Source organism: Caballeronia sp. SEWSISQ10-4 2 (assembly GCF_030464885.1).
In the GTDB taxonomy this organism is placed as follows: Bacteria; Pseudomonadota; Gammaproteobacteria; order Burkholderiales; family Burkholderiaceae; genus Caballeronia.
This window is the reverse complement of sequence record NZ_JALPRJ010000031.1, coordinates 15,259-31,265: the sequence shown is the minus strand read 5'-3', so window position 1 is coordinate 31,265 and position 16,007 is coordinate 15,259. Positions and strand designations below refer to the sequence as shown.

Below are 16,007 nucleotides of genomic sequence, written 5' to 3'. Positions count from 1 at the left end.
TTCTCGCTTTAGCTGCGGGTGGCCGACGCGGCCGTGGCCGGCGTAGCGGGGGTATAGGAAGGAGAGGGGCTTTCGACCGCCTTGACGAGCGCACCCGTTCGCGCTTTCTGCGAACCCGACACGACCACCCGGTCGCCGGCCTTAAGGCCGCTCGTGATGACCCAGTTCGCGCCGTTCGCTGTGTTGGCAGTCACGGATGTCTGCACGACCTTGCCGTCGGCGCCGACTGTGAGCACGCTGGCGGATCCGTCGGACGCACGCGATACCGCCAGTTGCGGCACTGTGATTGCCTGCTGGTTCACGCCTTCTTCGAGACGCGCGCGCACGAACATGCCCGGCAGCAACGCGCCCTCCGGATTCGGAAACACGCTGCGTAGCGTGACCGAACCGGTGGTGGCGTCGACGGTGATATCCGAGAACAGCAGCTTGCCGGCATGCGGATATTCACTGCCGTCTTCCATCACGAGATGCACGACAGCGCCGTCGCTTCCGGCCTGCTGCAACTGGCCGCTCGCGAACTCCTTTTGCAGCCGCAGCCAGTCGACCGATGAACGGGTGACGTCGAGATACATCTCGCCGGTCGCCTGTACGGTGGCTAGCGCCGTGGTCTGCTCGGCCGTGACGAGCGCGCCTTCGGTCACACTCGACTTGCCGATACGGCCGGCGATCGGTGAGACGATCTTCGTGTAACCCAGGTTGATCGCGGTGGTCTTCAGTGCCGCGCGATCGGCGACCACATCGGCCTTCGCTTCCTGCAGCGACGAAATTGCGTCGTCGTAGTCCTGCTTGCTCACGCCATCTATCTTCGATAAATCCGTATAACGCGTCGCCTTCGTTTGCGCGGCATCGGCCGTGGCTTGCGCTTTCACGAGTGTCCCGACGGCCTGGTCATAACTCGCCTGGTAGCTGGACGGGTCGATCTGGTAGAGCACCGCGCCCGCTGCGACCATCGAGCCTTCGGTGAAAAGCCGCTTCATGACGATGCCTTGCACCTGCGGCCTGACATCGGCCACGCGGATGGCGGAAAGGCGGCCGGACAGCTCAGTACCTGCCACGATCGGATGTGGGGCGATGGTCTCCACGCTCACTTCGGGAACGCCCTGTGGAGGGCGCTGTGCGCCGCCGTCGCCACACGCGGCGAGCGAAAACGCGGCAACGGCAACGGCTACGAGCGCACGCGGCGATCGTGCAGTCACTACGGATACCTTATGGATTCTGGTCATGCGGTGAGCATCCTTCGATCAAGGTTCGACAAAGGGCCGCCAGGCAAACATCGATGCGCAGGTCTTTCGAAAAACGCGAGGGAAAGCGAAGGAGGGTCGCCTCAAGAGGCGCTTGACCAAGCCATCGAGGCCCGGAGAAAACCGCGCAACGCCATGCCAGCGGCAAGGGATAACCCTAGCTTAACGAGCAGCGTCTTACGCTGGCTTAGTGACTGATTACGAGGTGTAACGTTGCCGCGTGAGGCCGCGGCGGTGCCATCAGGCGGGAGTGTGCGAGGGGAAATCGAGCACGACGGCGAGGCCGCCGCGGTCGGCATTGTGCATCGACAGGTCGCCGCCGTAACGGCGCGTAAGACGCCGCACGATGGTCAAGCCGAGGCCGCAATGCGCGTCGCCGCCGCGGGCGGGATCGAGCCGCACGAAAGGCCTGAGTGCGCGCGCGAATTGGGCTTCGGGCATGCCCTTGCCGTGATCGCGCACGCTCAGCCGGTCCCGCCCGTTGCTGCGCGACGTCGCGATGCAAAGCGGTGGGGCACCGTAGGTGAAGGCGTTTTCTACGAGGTTCGAGAGTATCCGGTCCAGTTCTACGGCAGGCAGGCGGAAGTCGTCGCCCGCCTGCAGGTCGAGATCGAAGAGCGGCTCGCGGGCGAGCACATCGCGCCCGTCGACGTCGGCTTCTGCTTCCGCGTAGTGCGCGCGGCAGAACGCATCGACAGAAATCCATGGTGCATGCGTGTTCGCTTCGGTATCGCGGGCAAAGTCGAGAAATTGCGTAACGATCTGCGCCAGCGATTCGGTGTCGTGGAAAAAACCGTCGCGCACGGTGGCGCTCGGAACAAGGTTCGCGCGGACTTGGATACGCGTGATCGGCGCGCGTAAATCATGCGCGACACCCGCCAGCATGACCGCGCGTTCCTGCTCGGCATCGCTCAGTTCGCGGGCCATTTCGTTGAAGTCGCCGATCAGCCCTTTTACCTCGGACGGACCGTTGGCAAGGACCATCGGCGGACGATGGCCCAGGCGGAACTCGCGCGCCGCCCGGGCGAGTCTCAGCACGGGCTTCTGGATCTGCCACGCGCCGAGCAGCGCGATGGCAATGGCGAGGAACAGCATGAGTGCGCTGGCGCTCAGCAGGCGGCTCACGCGGGGCACGGCCGCAGGAATCACGAGCCATCGCGACGACGGCCCGTAACGTATCCACATGAGCGTCTCGGTGTTGTCGAATACCACGCGGCTCTGCGGCGGCAAGTCCGCGCGCAAGGCGGTCTCGAATGGCCCGTGGGTACCGGCGCACGGCAGAGGGCAGCCGGGCGGCGTTGACTGCGGTCCAGCATCGACATAACGCAGGCCGAGCGCGGCTGCGAGACGCTCGCTCGAACCGTCGGCGGCGCTTGCTGCCGGATCAAGCACCAGGCGTACCAGTCGGCTGACGTGATCGGCTTCGACAACGGCGCGCTCGCGATCGACGATCACGAGCCACGTCAGTTGCATCATGACGAGCAGGCCCACCGACAGCAGCGCGAGCCGGCCAAAGATGCTGTTGAGGGGACGCAGGAACCTAGGCATCAGGGGTGTCGCCGGGGACTCGGGGCGGTACGAACATATAGCCGATACCGCGCATGGTCTGGATGATGCGCGGCTGCGAAGGATCCTCTTCAATCAGTTGGCGCAGACGCCAGATCGGCACGTCGAGGCCGCGCTCGGTGACGTCCGCATGCGTGCCGTACCAGAGCGTGAGCAGGCGCGCTCGCGACAGTGTTTCCATCGGGTGGCGCACAAGCACGTTGAGGAGGCGCAACTCGCTGTTGGTGAGGCGCTGCGGCTCGCCGTCACGCGTGAGCGTGCGGCGGTCGTTGTCGAGTTCGAAGCGCCCGAAACGTACCGGTTCAGAACGTTGAGTGGTCGGGCTTGGCGATCTGCCCGCTCCCTGCCGGCGCAGCACGGCATGGATGCGCGCAAGCAGCTCGCGCGGCATGAAGGGCTTGCCGAGGTAGTCGTCCGCGCCCATTTCCAGGCCGACAACCCGGTCGATGTCGTCCGCACGCGCCGTGAGCATGATGACCGGCGTATTGTCGCCGTCCGCGCGCAGCCGTGAGAGCGCGGTCAGGCCGTCGATGCCTGGCATCATCAGGTCGAGCACGATGATCGATGGCCGTTCACGCATCACCACCTGATTCAACTCGTGCGCGTCTTGCCGGAACGTGACCGCGAGGCCGCGTTCGTCGAAAAAAGCCTGGAGCAGATCGCGTAGCGCGGCGTCGTCGTCGACTAGAAGGATTCGGGTTTCGCTGTTGGACATGGCTTGAGCCTGGACAAGCTTTTGTAAGCTGCAATCGAAGCGACTATAAACGATGCACGCCCGGGCCGTGTTACGGCATCTTAGCGATTCTTTCGGCACGTTGATGCATGGGCGCTTGCCAGCTTGAGATCCCTAAGACCCCGTAAAAGAAGGGTAACCAATGAAAATCCGTGGCGTCTTATAGTGCGGACGGCGCGCCTGGACAGTAACCACCGGCGCGCTATTCCTGCCAATAAAAAGTGAGTCAGATGGTTAGCAAGACCCGTATTGCCCGTCGCCGTTTTCTTTCTGCCACCCTTGCTCTCGGGGCCGTACTGAGGTTTCCGGCTAGTGCACAAGCGGCCGGAAGCACGCACAGCAGCGGCTTATGCCAGCTAAGTGCAGAGCAGGAGGTCGGTCCATACTACATTGAAGATGAACTGCTCAGGTCCAACATTACCGAGGGACGGACGGGTGTTCCGCTCTTGCTCAACATAGCGCTCGTCGATGCGCGCCGTTGTTTGCCGCTTGCCAATGCCATCGTCGATATCTGGCATTGCGATGCCCTTGGTATTTACTCCGGCTTCACTAAGACCAAGCAGAGCGCGTTACCGCCGGGACCAATGCCCACCGGCGCTTTTGGACCACCGCCCGGAGCCGGGGACCTGCATGGACAGCTGTCACCTCCACCGCCGCAAGGCAAACCCACGGATCGACTGACTTTTTTACGAGGCGTGCAGCGCTCGGACGCCCACGGAAATGTCGTGTTCCAGACCATCTTTCCAGGCTTCTATCCGGGGCGGACGAATCACATTCACTTCAAGGTGCGCGTTGCCGGAAGCGCTGGCGATGGATCACTTAAAGGTGAGCATGTCTCGCATGTCGGTCAGATTTTCTTTCCCGAGAAGCTGACGGTCCTGCTGATGCAGGACCGGCCTTATCGCGATCATCGGATCCAACGCACGGCGCTGGCCGACGATGAGGTGTTCCTCGATCAGCAGGGTGCGGCATCGATAGCACGCTTTCAAGCTTTGGATTCGTCCGCGGCGTCAAACGGATTGCGCGCGCAGATTATCGCGGCAGTCGATCCGGAATCAGAGCCTGTAGCCGCACAACGGTCGGTCGGCGCGTTTCATGGGTGACTTGTTGCGCGGTTCAGTCGCCATCGATAAGACGAACCGCCAGCTCCGGACTGAACGCCCCGGCGCGGGTTGTCGGAGCGGACCCGCAAGCGCCGTCGGAATCTCCCGGGACCTTGATCCACACCGGCAGCATCGTGTCCGATGCGGCACCCGTGCTTGCGCCGATCTTCCTGCCGGGCGGATTGCACCACTGGCCATCCGACCCATTCCCGTTACGACTTGTATCGATGGCAAACGGCTTGGTGTAGCCGAACTGCTGCGCTAAAGCGGCGTTCACCGAGTTCGCATAAGCCATCGATTCTGCGGTCGTATAGAAATTGGATACGTTCACGGCAAATCCTTTTGCGTCGCTCAAGCCGGCAGCGTTCAGCCGCGTGGCCATGACGGTCGCGGAAATCCAGTGTGCGTTTCCGCCGTCGAGATACACGTCCGCGTCCGGCGCATTGAGGCGAAAGCGCGAGACCGCGTAACGCAGTAGTCCGAGCCGCTCGTCGCGCTTGTCGTCGGTCTTGAAGCAGTCCAGTTCCGCGGTCGAATCGGGTTCGACAATAACCAGTGCCCGTCGATTGCCCACGCCGCGTGAGAACGAGTCTATCCACACGCGATAGGCCGCGGCATCGGCAACCCCTCCCGCCGACGCCCCGCCGCAGTCGCGATTGGGGATGTTGTAGGCGACCAGAATGGGTTTCCGATCTGCGGCATTTGCCTTGCCGGCGAAACGGTTCACGGCCCTGCGAACGTCGCCGCTCCAGTTGCCGAACCAGCGCGCCATCGGCACATTGGCAATCGATTCCGCGATGCGTGCTGCACGCGGGTCATTCGAATGAGCGCGTGCCCATAGTGCGGGACCCGACTCGGGATCGACATAAAATCCAGCATCGGCACGCGCTTGCGCCGCACCGTAAAAAGCCAAAACCACGATGACGAGACAGTGTTTGAAGCGCATTTTCAGTTCAAAATCGTTCGATCATTCCTATCTGCACACCACGCACTGGCGCACCGGGGTAGGCCACGGGTAATCCCGTCACATTGACGCCGCGCAGCGTGAACGCTGCGTTTCCGCGATTCTCCAGATCGGCGGCGGTGAAATACAGGAGCAGCGAACGCGACAGCGTGTATTCGAACGCGACGCTGAACTGGTCGGCGTTGTTGCCCTGGCCGCTGCGATCGCGCGCATGCGCGTAGCCCAGCGATGCGCGGGCCTGGCGCGAGACGGCCCAGGAGGCAGACAGTGACACGCCGTCGTCGTGATAGCGCGGACTACCGCCGTCGCCGTTGAAGAATGCGACGTAGGTACGCACGGGACCAAACAGGTAGGACGCCCCGGCGAAATTCGCGCGCAGGCCGGTGTCTCCGTGTGTTTGTTGCCGTGCATAAGACAACTGCAAAGCATCGAGCGTGTAGTTGGCCGTCACGTAATATCCGCTGAGGCCGTTGCCGTCGCCCGGGTCGCGCAAGGCGGCCATGCCGGTGACGTCGAAGCCTGCGACGGTTGGCGAGATCCAGGTTAGCGCGTTATCCGTGTAGGGCGTGATCTTCGACAGGTTATTCAGTCCGGATCCGATCGTGCCCGCGCCGAAGGCATCGAGTCCACCCTTGAACGGGATATAAAGCGGCGAATATTGCCGCCCGAAGCGCGTCTGGCCCCACGGTGTATCGAGGCCGACCCACGCTTGCCGGTTGAACAGTGTTCCGGCTGTGTCCAGAGTGCCGTTGTTGGAGCCAAAGCCGTTCTCCAGGTCGAAGATCACGCTTGTTCCGTCGCCTATGGGCTCGCTCCCGCGCAGGCCGAAGCGCGAACCGCGATAAGCGCCGGAATCCATTCGCGCCGTCCAGCCATTGCCGGGATTGGTCACTTCGATACTGGTGTCGAGCGTGCCGTATAGCGTGACCGAGCCTTGTGCACGGACTGTGCCTGCGGCGACAAGGAGCGGCAGCGCGCAGAACAGCGCATGTTTGCAAGTGTGGCGGCAGAAGGCCGCCGCATAGTGCCGGGTTCGGAAATTCATCGCGGTCGAATGAGGTTCGTGGCAATGGAACTCCGCGACTTTAACAAGTTGGACTGCAGTTGCAACGAAATTTAAGCGCCCTCGCTTTGCGGGGCGCTTCGGCTAAGGGTTCTCCAGACGCAAACTTGAGCATTTCATAGTGGTCGCTCAGCGCCTTTCACCGGGCTTGCAGGAGCGTATTGCGACTGGCGGTGAGCAGGCATGGACCGTGGCCTAAATGGCGTTTTTACCAGACGTTGTCTTAGCATGTCGTAAGCCCAGTAGAAACAGAACGTGTAGGGAAGGAAAACGAGCAATAGCCCGAGATCCATTAACAGCGCCTGAACTAAAGTCATCTCCAGCCACCATGCGGTCAACGGTACGGCTATCAGGACCAGACCCGTCTCGAAACCGAGGGCGTGAATGACCCGCTTCCATTTCCGAACCCTGGTTGATGCATAGGAAATAAGGATGCCGAAGAAAGAGTTAAATATGAGACCCCACAGCATGGCGATTATAGAAATCGCAAAGGTGAGGGCGGTGGCGTGGCCCAATGGCTTGTCGACTAGCCATGACAGGACGGGGGCGAAGATTGATATGGCAAGTCCTTCAAAGAGAAGCACCTGAAAAACTCGTTCGTATAAGCTGCGTGGCATGGCCATCTCGACCTCACTTGTTGATTGACGGTTGTCATTTTCGAGGACGGCGCTTAATATTCCAAATCGCTTACTATCGGGAAATCAGATAGGTCATGGCTGCTTCTATCGACGCGTTGATCGTGTTTTCCGAGGCCGTCGCCGCGGGCTCTTTTTCAGCGGCCGCGAGAAAGCTGGGGCGTAGTCAATCGACCGTCAGCACCATCATTGCGGATCTGGAGATTGACGTCGGTGTCACGCTCTTTGATCGAGCGACTCGCAAGCCCCGTCTCACCGCGCATGGCGAGGCCCTGCTCGCCAATGCTCGCGAGATTCTCGAGGCACATGATCGTTTGACACAGGCGGCGGCGCGGCTAAGCGCAGGGTTGGAGCCGAGTCTGAGCCTGGCAATATCCAACACCTACCAGCCGCCTCACTACGAGAAACTGCTGGTCGCATTCGAGAAGCGGTTTCCCACGGTCGAGCTCGAGTGTCTGGTCAAGGAGGACGGCGACGTTGTCTCGCTGGTGCAGGAACGCCGGGCGCAACTGGGCGTAGTCGCGTCTCAGCCCGGCTATCCTCCCGATGTCCGTGCAATCAGGCTGGCGGAGTCGTCGGAACTCGCACTTTTCGTCGCGACAGGACATCCTTTGAGCGGCGTTCCGGATCTGACAATGGAAAGGCTCTCAGGACACCGTGAATTGCGAATCAGCACGGGAGTGAAGGCTGGCGAGTATGAGCGAAGCGTGCGCGTCTGGTCGGCCGACAGCTATCTGCTCCTGCTGGAAATGGCGGAGCTGGGCTTTGGATGGGCCGAACTGCCTCGCTGGATTGCCGATCGTTTCGGGGCTAAGCAGCTAAAGGAGTTGTCGGCGCGAGGGTGGCCGCGGTTTGTTGCTGTCGATGCTGTTTGCCTGAAGGGAGCGACATTAGGCGTCGCGGGAAACTGGTTGATGGATGCGCTGACAACGCTTGGCGCCAAAACCAGTAAGAAGTAGGGCCCGCGAAGCAAATGGCGCGATGAAGCGCTATGCGTTGTTGCCTGCCAGCCTCTCGATCATGGCGATGCCCGCCGCCGGGTTGTGCGCCTTGAAGCCGCTGATCACGTACAGATAAACGTCGCGAGGGGTATCGGCTGCTGCTGGTTTGCCTAGCGTTTCAAGTCCCTTCGGCGTGCCGCCCGACGCCCAGTTACGCGATCGCTCGGTCCATAGATCGAGCGTGTTGTCATCGTAGCCCTGTGGATACGCTTCGGACGTGCCCATGATCCGCGCGTAGACAAACTTCGCCGTTACGTCTGCAATCTGCGGATACTTCGAGTCCCCTGCCATGACAATAGCAACGCCATGCTTGCGCGCGAGGGCAACGAATGCCTCGTCGCGGAAACTCTCGTGCCGCACTTCGAGCGCATGACGGATCTCACGACCCTCTACGCGCTTGGGCAGCAGGTCCAGGAAACCTGCGAAGTCGTCCGCATCGAATTGTTTGGTCGGGGCGAATTGCCAGTTGATCGGACCGAGCTTGTTCTTCAACTCGAGCACGCCGCTGGCAAGGAAGCGCTCGACAGATTCGCCGGCCTCAGCAAGCACCCGTCGATGCGTGGAGAAGCGCGGCGCCTTTAGCGAGAAGACGAAATCATCCGGCGTTTCGTCGTGCCACTTTGCGAACGTGGCGGGTTTCTGCGAGCCGTAGAATGTGCCGTTGATCTCGATCGTCGTAAGCTTGCGGCTTGCGTATTCGAGCTCGAGCTTTTGCACGAGTCCCTTTGGATAAAACGAACCGCGCCACGGCTCGAAGGTCCAGCCGCCGATGCCGATCCTGATCTGCCCAGCCTTGCCCGCCGTCTTCCGCGTTGCCATGAATGAGATCCCTCCCAGTGCACTCGATGCGCTCAAGTGTAGCGAATCGGCGCCGCTTGTTCACCTCATTGCGCTACGCTTGCTTCTTCACAACCGCTTCAACAATGGTGACGATCTGTTGGCTCGCGACCTTCACATGGTTCTCCAACAGCTTGGTTCCAAGCTTCACATCATGCTTGCGGCACGCCTCGACGAGTTGCATATGTTCTTCGTGGGACTGTTCGCGAATAGGTACCTTCATAACCTGGAAACGAAAATACCGATCGCAGCGATCATGCAAGACGCGCAGCATCTGCAAGGTAATCTCGCAATGCGCGGGCAGATAAAGCGTCTCATGGAATCGCCAATTCAACTGGCCCCATTCACCGCCGCTTGTCTTGTCCATCTCTTTGACAAGCTTTTCAGCCTTGTTGATTTCCGCGTCCGTGATGCGGGGAATGGCTTCGGAAAAAATCCATGGCTCGAGCCGAAGCCGGATATTGAATGTTTCGCGAACCTCGTCCACTGACAGGTCGTGAACGTAGGCCCCCTTGTGCGGCACCACATTCAACAGCCCTTCCGCGTGCAGCCGGGTAATCGCCTCACGCACAGGCACGCGGCTGACGCCGAGCTCCTCAGCCAGCGCCTCTTGACGCAAAACCTCGCCTGGAGCAATCCGACCGCTCAGAATCATCTGGCGCACCTCGTCCGTTACCAGATCGACAGCCGTAGGCCGCACGATTTTTCGCGATATGCGTTCAACGACTTCGGATGCACCGCCTGCTTTCGGTGGTCGTTGCTTGAGAGTTGCCGTAGCCATTGTGGAAGCGTCTATTAGAAGGGACGATCGATCGTACCATAGACGGGTTATCGGATCCAAAATCCGAAAACCGTTTTTCAGAACGACGCACGCCGGATCCAGGCTCCATTCTTCATGACGGCCGCGATCCTCTCGCCTTGTCCGGTCAAGACCGTGATGTCGTCCAGCGGATCGCCATCGACGACGAGCAGGTCGGCGAATGCGCCACTGGCCACCACGCCGAGTTTGCCCTCCATGCCAACGATCTCGGCGCCGATCGCCGTGGCCTGGCAGATCGTCTCGAACGCTCCGACGATGTTGGCGCGAATCGATAGTTCATCGCTTTGAAACTGATGCATGTCGCCGAGCAGGTCCGTCCCTAGTCCTACCTTGACGCCATGCCGCTGCAAGATCTCCAGCGCGCGCAATCCCTGGGTTCGAACATCTTCGTTCTTCAACAATGCGCTTTCCGACACACCTGACTTCGCGCCTACTTTGCTCATTGCATCGTACGTAACCAAGGTAGGAACCGCGTAGGCGCCATGTTCCGCCATCACCGCCGCAGCCTCGTCATCAATCAGGTTGCCGTGCTCGATCGTACGTACACCCAGTTTGACTACGCGAGAAATAGCGGCACCCGTGTACGCGTGCGCCATCACATACGTCTGATGCGACTGGGCTTCTTCGACGGCAGCTTTGACTTCATCGATCGAAAACTGGAAATTTCCAATCGGATCGGTTGGTGACGCCACGCCACCCGACGCCATGATCTTCACGTGGTTTGCGCCGGCGCGCATTTCTTCCCGCACGGCTTTTCGCATCTCGTCCACGCCATCGACAATGCGTCCGATTGCGCCAAGGTTGCGGCTACAACCGCAAGGATCCGGGTCAGAGTTATCAAAGCGATCGCGAAAATCACCGTGGCCACCGGTTTGCGAAAGTGCCTTTCCAGCTATGAAAAGCCGCGGACCGGCGATCACGCCTTCTTCAATGGCTTTGGCCAGGGCATAGTCGGCGCCGCCGGCGTCTCGCACCGTTGTAAAGCCGCGATTCAGCATTGCTTCGAGAATCGGAACCGCTTTCAAGACGGCGAACGTATTGGGCAGACGGCTGTTGGAGCCCAAATGCGCCACCGATGCAATGACATGAGCGTGACAATCGATCAACCCCGGCATGACAGTCCGGCCATCTACATCGATCACTTCGGCTCCATCGGAGGAGACGGGTTCGCGGGAGACACGGGTTATCTTGTGCCCTTCGATGACGATCGAATACAGCGCTGTATCACGTTCGTGGTTCTTATCCAGGACCCGAGCGTTTTTGAGGATCAACATTGCTTCTCCATTGAGAGAGGACCGTCGAACCGCGTCAGCTCGGCGGCCTGGAAATCACTTCAGCAGGAAACCTTTCCAGAGAGGATCACGGTCGTCTACGAAGATCGTGTTGTGCCCGGTCACTCGAGCCCATCCTTCAATGCTCGGGATGATGGCGTCGAACTCACCGACCTTGGTCGATTCGGTGGCGACGCCGTCGAACAGCGTACCGATAATGCTTTCATGCACGAAGCGCTCGCCAATCGCGAGCTTGCCTTTTGCGACGAGGTGAGCCATTCGCGCCGACGTACCGGTTCCACACGGTGAGCGGTCGATTGCCTTGTCGCCGTAGAACACTGCATTTCGCGCAGTTGCGCCGGCTACAGTCGGCTCCCCGGTCCACATGACATGGCTTAGCCCACGAATCTCCGGTTTTTCCGGGTGAACGAAGTTGTACTTTTCGTTGGCTTTCTGACGAAGAAGCGGGCTCAGGCGTTGGATGTCGGAAGGTTTCAAAGTATGCAATCCCGCGAAGTTTTCTTGCGCCTCAATGATCGCGTAGAAGTTGCCGCCATAGGCCACATCAAAGCGGATCTCGCCGATGCCGTCGACGTCCACGCTGAGATCGGAGGAATGCAGGAACGATGGGACGTTGATCAATTGAACCGAGTCGACATGCTCGCCAGTCATCTTGTACCGTGCCACGACCAGACCTGCTGGCGTGTCCAGGCGCACGATGCCTGGCTCACGTGGACGCACCAGACCGTTTTCGATAGCGGTGGTGACGGTGCCGATGGTTCCGTGACCACACATGGGCAGACAACCGCTCACCTCGATAAACAGAATCGAGATATCGCAGTCGGCGCGAGTCGATGGATACAGGATCGAGCCCGACATGACTTCGTGTCCGCGGGGCTCGAACATCAGGGCGGTGCGGATCCAGTCGAACTCCTGCTCGAAGTGAGCGCGGCGCTCGATCATGTTTGTTCCCTTGAGTACTGGGGCGCCACCGGCCACTACGCGCACAGGGTTGCCGCACGTGTGACCGTCGATACAGAAGAAGGTGCTTTTCATTTATCTTGCTCCGGTTCACCAATCAAATTTCCCAGGCAGTCGCGCGACGCGGTAACGTAGCGCGGACCTGACGTAAGAAACCTGGATCGTTTCTGCTGGAGGCTTACGAAAGCGCCTTGAGATCCTGCATCGTCTTCTCGACGATGGCGACAATCTTCCGACGCTCTTCGCCCTCCAGCTTCAGACGCGGCGCCTTCAGATTTTCCGAATAGCCCGCCGTGATGTTTTCGGCCAGCTTGATGTACTGGACAAGCTTTACATGGACGTCGAGATGGAACAACGGCGTAAGTACACGATAAAGCTTGCGGGCCTTTTCGAAGTCACCGCTCACGGCGAGGTTGAGCAGTTCAACCGATTCCTTCGGTACGGCGTTAGCCATTCCCGACACCCAGCCGGTTACGCCAAGGGCTGCCGATTCCAGTATCAGATCGTCGACACCGCAGAACACCAGGAAGCGATCGCCGAACTGGTTGTACAAGTCCGTCACGCGTGTCGTGTCGTAAGATTCTTCCTTTACTGCGACAATATTGGCTTCACCCTTCAACTGTTCCAGCAGGTCCGGGCGCATGTCCACGCCGTAACCACGCGGATTGTTGTAGATCATGATGCCAAGCTTCGTGGAGCGCGCGATGGTGCGATAAAACTCCACTGTTTCGCGGTCATCCGACTTGTAAGTCAGCCCCGGAAACACCATCAAGCCCTGCACACCGATCAATTCGGCATCCTTTGCAAACTGAATGGCGCTGCCTGTGTTCGTTTCAGCAAGTCCCGAGACGATTGGTACGCGGCCGCCAACGGTCTCGACCGCGATCTTCAACACCGTGCGCTTTTCTTCCGGTGTGAGTTGGGCGTTTTCCCCGACCATGCCCATCATGACAACGCCACCCACGCCATTGTCGATCAGGCGGTTCAGGCCTGCCTTGATGGCTTCCGTGTCGAGCGAGCCGTCGTCCGTCAATTTCGTCGTGACTGCAGGGAAAACGCCTTTCCAATTAACTTGCATGACTACACCTCTGAGAATGAATAAATAATTGAGCGGGCTTCGCCGCGAGAAACTGAGGGCGTATCTACGCCCCGCTTATTTCCGGAATCGCTTGATCGAATATTCCTCAAGCGAGATCCGGGGTGTTCTATTAACCAATAAATCCGCAACAAGTGCGCCGGTCGTAGCGCACTGCGTCAGCCCTAGATGTCCGTGGCCAAATGCATAGATGATGTTGGCCGTAGTCGGCGACCTGCCGATCACGGGCAAGGAGTCAGGCGTTGCCGGCCGGTGTCCCATCCACTGGACCGCACCTTCGTCCCTGATACCCGGCAAGAATCTTTTCCCGAGCGTCAATAACGCATCGCTGCGCTTGTAGTTCGGCGCCGCTTTCAGGCCCGCGAACTCTGCCGCCCCACCGATCCGGATGCCGATATCGAGCGGTGTCGCGACAAATTTGCGTTCGGCGAAAATGACCTCTCTCGACAGTGCAATGCCAGGTTGCGGCAACGTGGTGTTGTAGCCCCGCTCGCTGTCGAGCAGCACGCGGTCGCCGACGGACTCCGCCAACGCGGCAGACCACGCACCCGTCGCGACCACGACCTGACGAGCTGGTATCGACTCACCGCTTCGCAGGACAGCCGCTGGCGCGTCGCCCTTGGAGACCTCCAGCTTGGTGACAACGTCTTCCACTAATCGTACGCCAAGCGCATTCACACGCTCCCTGAGTTGCGAGACAAGTTGTTTAGGATCTCCAATATGGGACCAGTCTTCAAGGAATATGCCGTGTCTGAAAACGGGCGCTAGCGCGGGTTCGTATTCCTGCACTTCTTGCTGGCTCAGCGCACGCCAGCGCACACCAAGTTCTCGCTTGAGCTTCCACTCGTCCGCGTCCGCATAAAATGCTTCGTCGGTTTCGTAAAGCGTAATCGCGCCCCGGCGATAGAACGTGCTCATTGCACCAACATCCTCGAACATCGGCACAAGATCGTCATAGACGCGGTTGTTCAAGGCCGCGAGTGCGAGTGATATCTGCCTGAACCGCGTCGGACTGCTCGCTCGCTGGAATTCCAGGAACCACGGCAGAGCACTCGGTACATGCTTCCAGTCAAGTGCAAGGGGTCCTAGCGGATCGAAGAGCCACTTGCTTGCTTTGAAGAACAGGCCGGGTACCGAAATAGGCGTGCTCTCGGTCACCGCAATTCCGCCAGCGTTACCGTGCGAGGTGCGATCGCCGTCAAAATCGCGATCGACGATGGTGACCGTTAGCCCTTCTTTCAACGCTGACCACGCACACGCGAGCCCGACAACTCCAGCGCCGATGACGAGAACATCTGGAATTGTCGAAGATCGGGTGGTCTGATTTGCCATGGATAAAATTACGTGTTGAGGTTAATGGCGGACGATAGAAGATAGAAGCACCGCCCGCACTGCGAATCGATTACTTGGAACCGAGGACGTCGACCGGTTTCCATTGTCCATTTTCACACTTGTAGACCGTGATGATCGCGTCCTTCAGATCGCCGTACTGGTCATATGAAAAGTGGTCCGTGGTGACGCCCTTCATGTCGATCTTTGCGAGTACCGGAAGATACTTGGCCGGATCCGAGGAGTTGGCGGCGACCATCGACTTCATCAATGCCATTGCTCCGTCGTAGCTATAAGGCGAGTAGGTTGTAGGCTCCGTGTTGAACTTAGCCTTGTAACGCTGTGTAAAGCCAGGGCCACCGGGCATTTTTTCAAGCGGCAGGCCAGCAAGCGACACGATTGCGCCGTTAGCCGCGCTCCCGGCGATCTTGATGAAGTCATCCGTCTTCGACATTTCGCCCGATGCAAACGTGCCTTGCATGGCTAGCGTGCGAGCCTGCTTGATCATCGGCGCGGACTGCGCATCAGCGCCGGCGTAATAAATGAAGTCCGGATTCTTGGCCTTTACGCTGGTCAGGATTGCCTTGAAGTCGACTGCCTTGTCACTCGTGAACTCATGATCGACAATATTTCCGCCGGCGGCCTTCACCGATTTTTCGAACTCTTCGGCAAGACCCTGTCCATAAGCGGTGCGATCGTCGATGATGGCAATACGCTTGGCTTTCAATGTCTGCACCACGTACTTGCCCATCACGCCGCCTTGCTGCGTGTCGGAGGTCATCATGCGAAACGTCGTCTTGAAGCCTTGCCGCGTGTACGCAGGGGCGGTCGCGGTCGAGATCTGCGCAATACCTGCACGTGAATAGATTGCCGATGCAGGAATGGTCACGCCCGAGTTGAAGTGGCCGATCATCCCTTTGATACCGTCGTCGACTAGCTTTTGCGCGACCACCGTACCGGTCTTCGGGTCCGCCTGATCGTCCATGCTTTCGAGCGTGAACCGGGTTTCTTTTCCGTCGACCTTCGGTTTCGTTGCGTTGAAGTCTTCCAACGCAAGAAGGACGCCTGATTGAAAATCCTTTCCGTACTGTGCCTGCGCGCCGGTCATCGGCGCGGCTAGCCCCAACAAGACGGACTGAGTATCGGCATGCGCGGTGACCGCGAAGGTCAGGCCGACAGCAGAAATTGTTGCTGCGATCATGGACAAGTGAGTTTTCATCTGAGTCTCCGGTACTTCTTCAGTTTTCGACCGTGGCGGACACTGTTTTATATTGGATACATTATCCATGTATCGAAAACATGATGCCGCCGGCGATCGGGGTTGTCAATTGGATTATCGAAAAATGCGTTCGTTGAGTAGCCGGACC

At 59.4% G+C, this 16,007-nt stretch carries 15 protein-coding genes; 2 read left to right on the top strand and 13 right to left on the bottom strand.

The window, feature by feature from the left end:
* Window positions 1–8: 8 nt before the first annotated feature.
* The 3 genes from M0D69_RS21420 to M0D69_RS21410 all read right to left on the bottom strand — a co-directional run bounded on the left by M0D69_RS21420 (window position 9) and on the right by M0D69_RS21410 (window position 3,522).
* Window positions 9–1,223 (bottom strand): efflux RND transporter periplasmic adaptor subunit, encoded by a 1,215-nt coding sequence (locus M0D69_RS21420; protein WP_301783915.1) that lies wholly within the window; start codon window positions 1,221–1,223, stop codon window positions 9–11.
* A 258-nt stretch (window positions 1,224–1,481) separates the two neighbouring features.
* The gene (locus M0D69_RS21415; protein ID WP_301783914.1) at window positions 1,482–2,789 is read right to left on the bottom strand and encodes an ATP-binding protein; all 1,308 of its coding nucleotides are present in this window, start codon (window positions 2,787–2,789) and stop codon (window positions 1,482–1,484) included.
* On the bottom strand, window positions 2,782–3,522 hold the full coding sequence (locus tag M0D69_RS21410) for a response regulator (protein WP_301783913.1): 741 nt from the start codon (window positions 3,520–3,522) through the stop codon (window positions 2,782–2,784). Before M0D69_RS21410 ends, M0D69_RS21415 begins: the two co-directional genes overlap by 8 nt.
* 248 nt (window positions 3,523–3,770) lie before the next feature.
* Between M0D69_RS21410 and M0D69_RS21405 the strand changes: the two genes are divergently transcribed.
* Window positions 3,771–4,643, top strand: a complete 873-nt coding sequence (locus M0D69_RS21405; protein WP_301783912.1) for an intradiol ring-cleavage dioxygenase — start codon at window positions 3,771–3,773, stop codon at window positions 4,641–4,643.
* 13 nt (window positions 4,644–4,656) lie between these two features.
* Here the strand turns inward: M0D69_RS21405 and M0D69_RS21400 are convergent, their stop codons facing one another.
* From M0D69_RS21400 to M0D69_RS21390, 3 genes are all read right to left on the bottom strand, one after another.
* Window positions 4,657–5,589: a glycoside hydrolase family 6 protein gene (locus M0D69_RS21400; RefSeq protein WP_301783911.1), complete on the bottom strand. Its 933-nt coding sequence runs from the start codon at window positions 5,587–5,589 to the stop codon at window positions 4,657–4,659.
* Window positions 5,590–5,596: 7 nt separating this feature from the next.
* A complete protein-coding gene (locus M0D69_RS21395) occupies window positions 5,597–6,652 on the bottom strand; it encodes a porin (protein WP_301783910.1) in 1,056 nt (351 codons plus the stop codon).
* A 134-nt stretch (window positions 6,653–6,786) separates the two neighbouring features.
* A complete protein-coding gene (locus M0D69_RS21390) occupies window positions 6,787–7,287 on the bottom strand; it encodes a PACE efflux transporter (protein ID WP_301783909.1) in 501 nt (166 codons plus the stop codon).
* A 95-nt stretch (window positions 7,288–7,382) separates the two neighbouring features.
* On the opposite strand from M0D69_RS21390, the gene M0D69_RS21385 reads away from it, so the two are divergent.
* Window positions 7,383–8,264: a LysR family transcriptional regulator gene (locus M0D69_RS21385; protein WP_301783908.1), complete on the top strand. Its 882-nt coding sequence runs from the start codon at window positions 7,383–7,385 to the stop codon at window positions 8,262–8,264.
* 30 nt (window positions 8,265–8,294) lie between these two features.
* Here M0D69_RS21385 and M0D69_RS21380 read toward each other — a convergent pair whose 3' ends face one another.
* The 7 genes from M0D69_RS21380 to M0D69_RS21350 all read right to left on the bottom strand — a co-directional run bounded on the left by M0D69_RS21380 (window position 8,295) and on the right by M0D69_RS21350 (window position 15,859).
* Entirely contained in the window at window positions 8,295–9,125 is an 831-nt protein-coding gene (locus M0D69_RS21380; RefSeq protein WP_301783907.1) for a DUF72 domain-containing protein, read from the bottom strand.
* A 73-nt stretch (window positions 9,126–9,198) separates the two neighbouring features.
* The gene (locus M0D69_RS21375; RefSeq protein WP_301783906.1) at window positions 9,199–9,807 is read right to left on the bottom strand and encodes a GntR family transcriptional regulator; all 609 of its coding nucleotides are present in this window, start codon (window positions 9,805–9,807) and stop codon (window positions 9,199–9,201) included.
* Window positions 9,808–10,001: 194 nt separating this feature from the next.
* Window positions 10,002–11,237, bottom strand: coding sequence for an amidohydrolase family protein (locus tag M0D69_RS21370; RefSeq protein ID WP_301783905.1), 1,236 nt, complete (start codon window positions 11,235–11,237; stop codon window positions 10,002–10,004).
* 54 nt (window positions 11,238–11,291) lie between these two features.
* Complete coding sequence (locus M0D69_RS21365) at window positions 11,292–12,290, bottom strand: 4-hydroxyproline epimerase (RefSeq protein WP_301783904.1); 999 nt, start codon at window positions 12,288–12,290, stop codon at window positions 11,292–11,294.
* Window positions 12,291–12,393: 103 nt separating this feature from the next.
* Window positions 12,394–13,293 carry a dihydrodipicolinate synthase family protein gene (locus M0D69_RS21360; protein WP_301783903.1) on the bottom strand — a complete coding sequence of 300 codons (900 nt, stop codon included), beginning with the start codon at window positions 13,291–13,293 and terminating at the stop codon, window positions 12,394–12,396.
* A 75-nt stretch (window positions 13,294–13,368) separates the two neighbouring features.
* Window positions 13,369–14,643 carry an FAD-binding oxidoreductase gene (locus tag M0D69_RS21355; protein ID WP_301783902.1) on the bottom strand — a complete coding sequence of 425 codons (1,275 nt, stop codon included), beginning with the start codon at window positions 14,641–14,643 and terminating at the stop codon, window positions 13,369–13,371.
* A gap of 70 nt (window positions 14,644–14,713) precedes the next feature.
* Entirely contained in the window at window positions 14,714–15,859 is a 1,146-nt protein-coding gene (locus tag M0D69_RS21350) for a branched-chain amino acid ABC transporter substrate-binding protein (RefSeq protein WP_301783901.1), read from the bottom strand.
* Window positions 15,860–16,007: the final 148 nt, after the last annotated feature.

Excerpts from the sequence above, each read along its gene's own strand:
- M0D69_RS21420 (WP_301783915.1), bottom strand. The coding sequence starts at position 1,223 with ATGACCAGAATCCATAAGGTATCCGTAGTGACTGCACGATCGCCGCGT.
- M0D69_RS21415 (WP_301783914.1), bottom strand. The coding sequence starts at position 2,789 with ATGCCTAGGTTCCTGCGTCCCCTCAACAGCATCTTTGGCCGGCTCGCG.
- M0D69_RS21410 (WP_301783913.1), bottom strand. The coding sequence starts at position 3,522 with ATGTCCAACAGCGAAACCCGAATCCTTCTAGTCGACGACGACGCCGCG.
- M0D69_RS21405 (WP_301783912.1), top strand. The coding sequence starts at position 3,771 with ATGGTTAGCAAGACCCGTATTGCCCGTCGCCGTTTTCTTTCTGCCACC.
- M0D69_RS21400 (WP_301783911.1), bottom strand. The coding sequence starts at position 5,589 with ATGCGCTTCAAACACTGTCTCGTCATCGTGGTTTTGGCTTTTTACGGT.
- M0D69_RS21395 (WP_301783910.1), bottom strand. The coding sequence starts at position 6,652 with ATGAATTTCCGAACCCGGCACTATGCGGCGGCCTTCTGCCGCCACACT.
- M0D69_RS21390 (WP_301783909.1), bottom strand. The coding sequence starts at position 7,287 with ATGCCACGCAGCTTATACGAACGAGTTTTTCAGGTGCTTCTCTTTGAA.
- M0D69_RS21385 (WP_301783908.1), top strand. The coding sequence starts at position 7,383 with ATGGCTGCTTCTATCGACGCGTTGATCGTGTTTTCCGAGGCCGTCGCC.
- M0D69_RS21380 (WP_301783907.1), bottom strand. The coding sequence starts at position 9,125 with ATGGCAACGCGGAAGACGGCGGGCAAGGCTGGGCAGATCAGGATCGGC.
- M0D69_RS21370 (WP_301783905.1), bottom strand. The coding sequence starts at position 11,237 with ATGTTGATCCTCAAAAACGCTCGGGTCCTGGATAAGAACCACGAACGT.
- M0D69_RS21365 (WP_301783904.1), bottom strand. The coding sequence starts at position 12,290 with ATGAAAAGCACCTTCTTCTGTATCGACGGTCACACGTGCGGCAACCCT.
- M0D69_RS21360 (WP_301783903.1), bottom strand. The coding sequence starts at position 13,293 with ATGCAAGTTAATTGGAAAGGCGTTTTCCCTGCAGTCACGACGAAATTG.
- M0D69_RS21355 (WP_301783902.1), bottom strand. The coding sequence starts at position 14,643 with ATGGCAAATCAGACCACCCGATCTTCGACAATTCCAGATGTTCTCGTC.
- M0D69_RS21350 (WP_301783901.1), bottom strand. The coding sequence starts at position 15,859 with ATGAAAACTCACTTGTCCATGATCGCAGCAACAATTTCTGCTGTCGGC.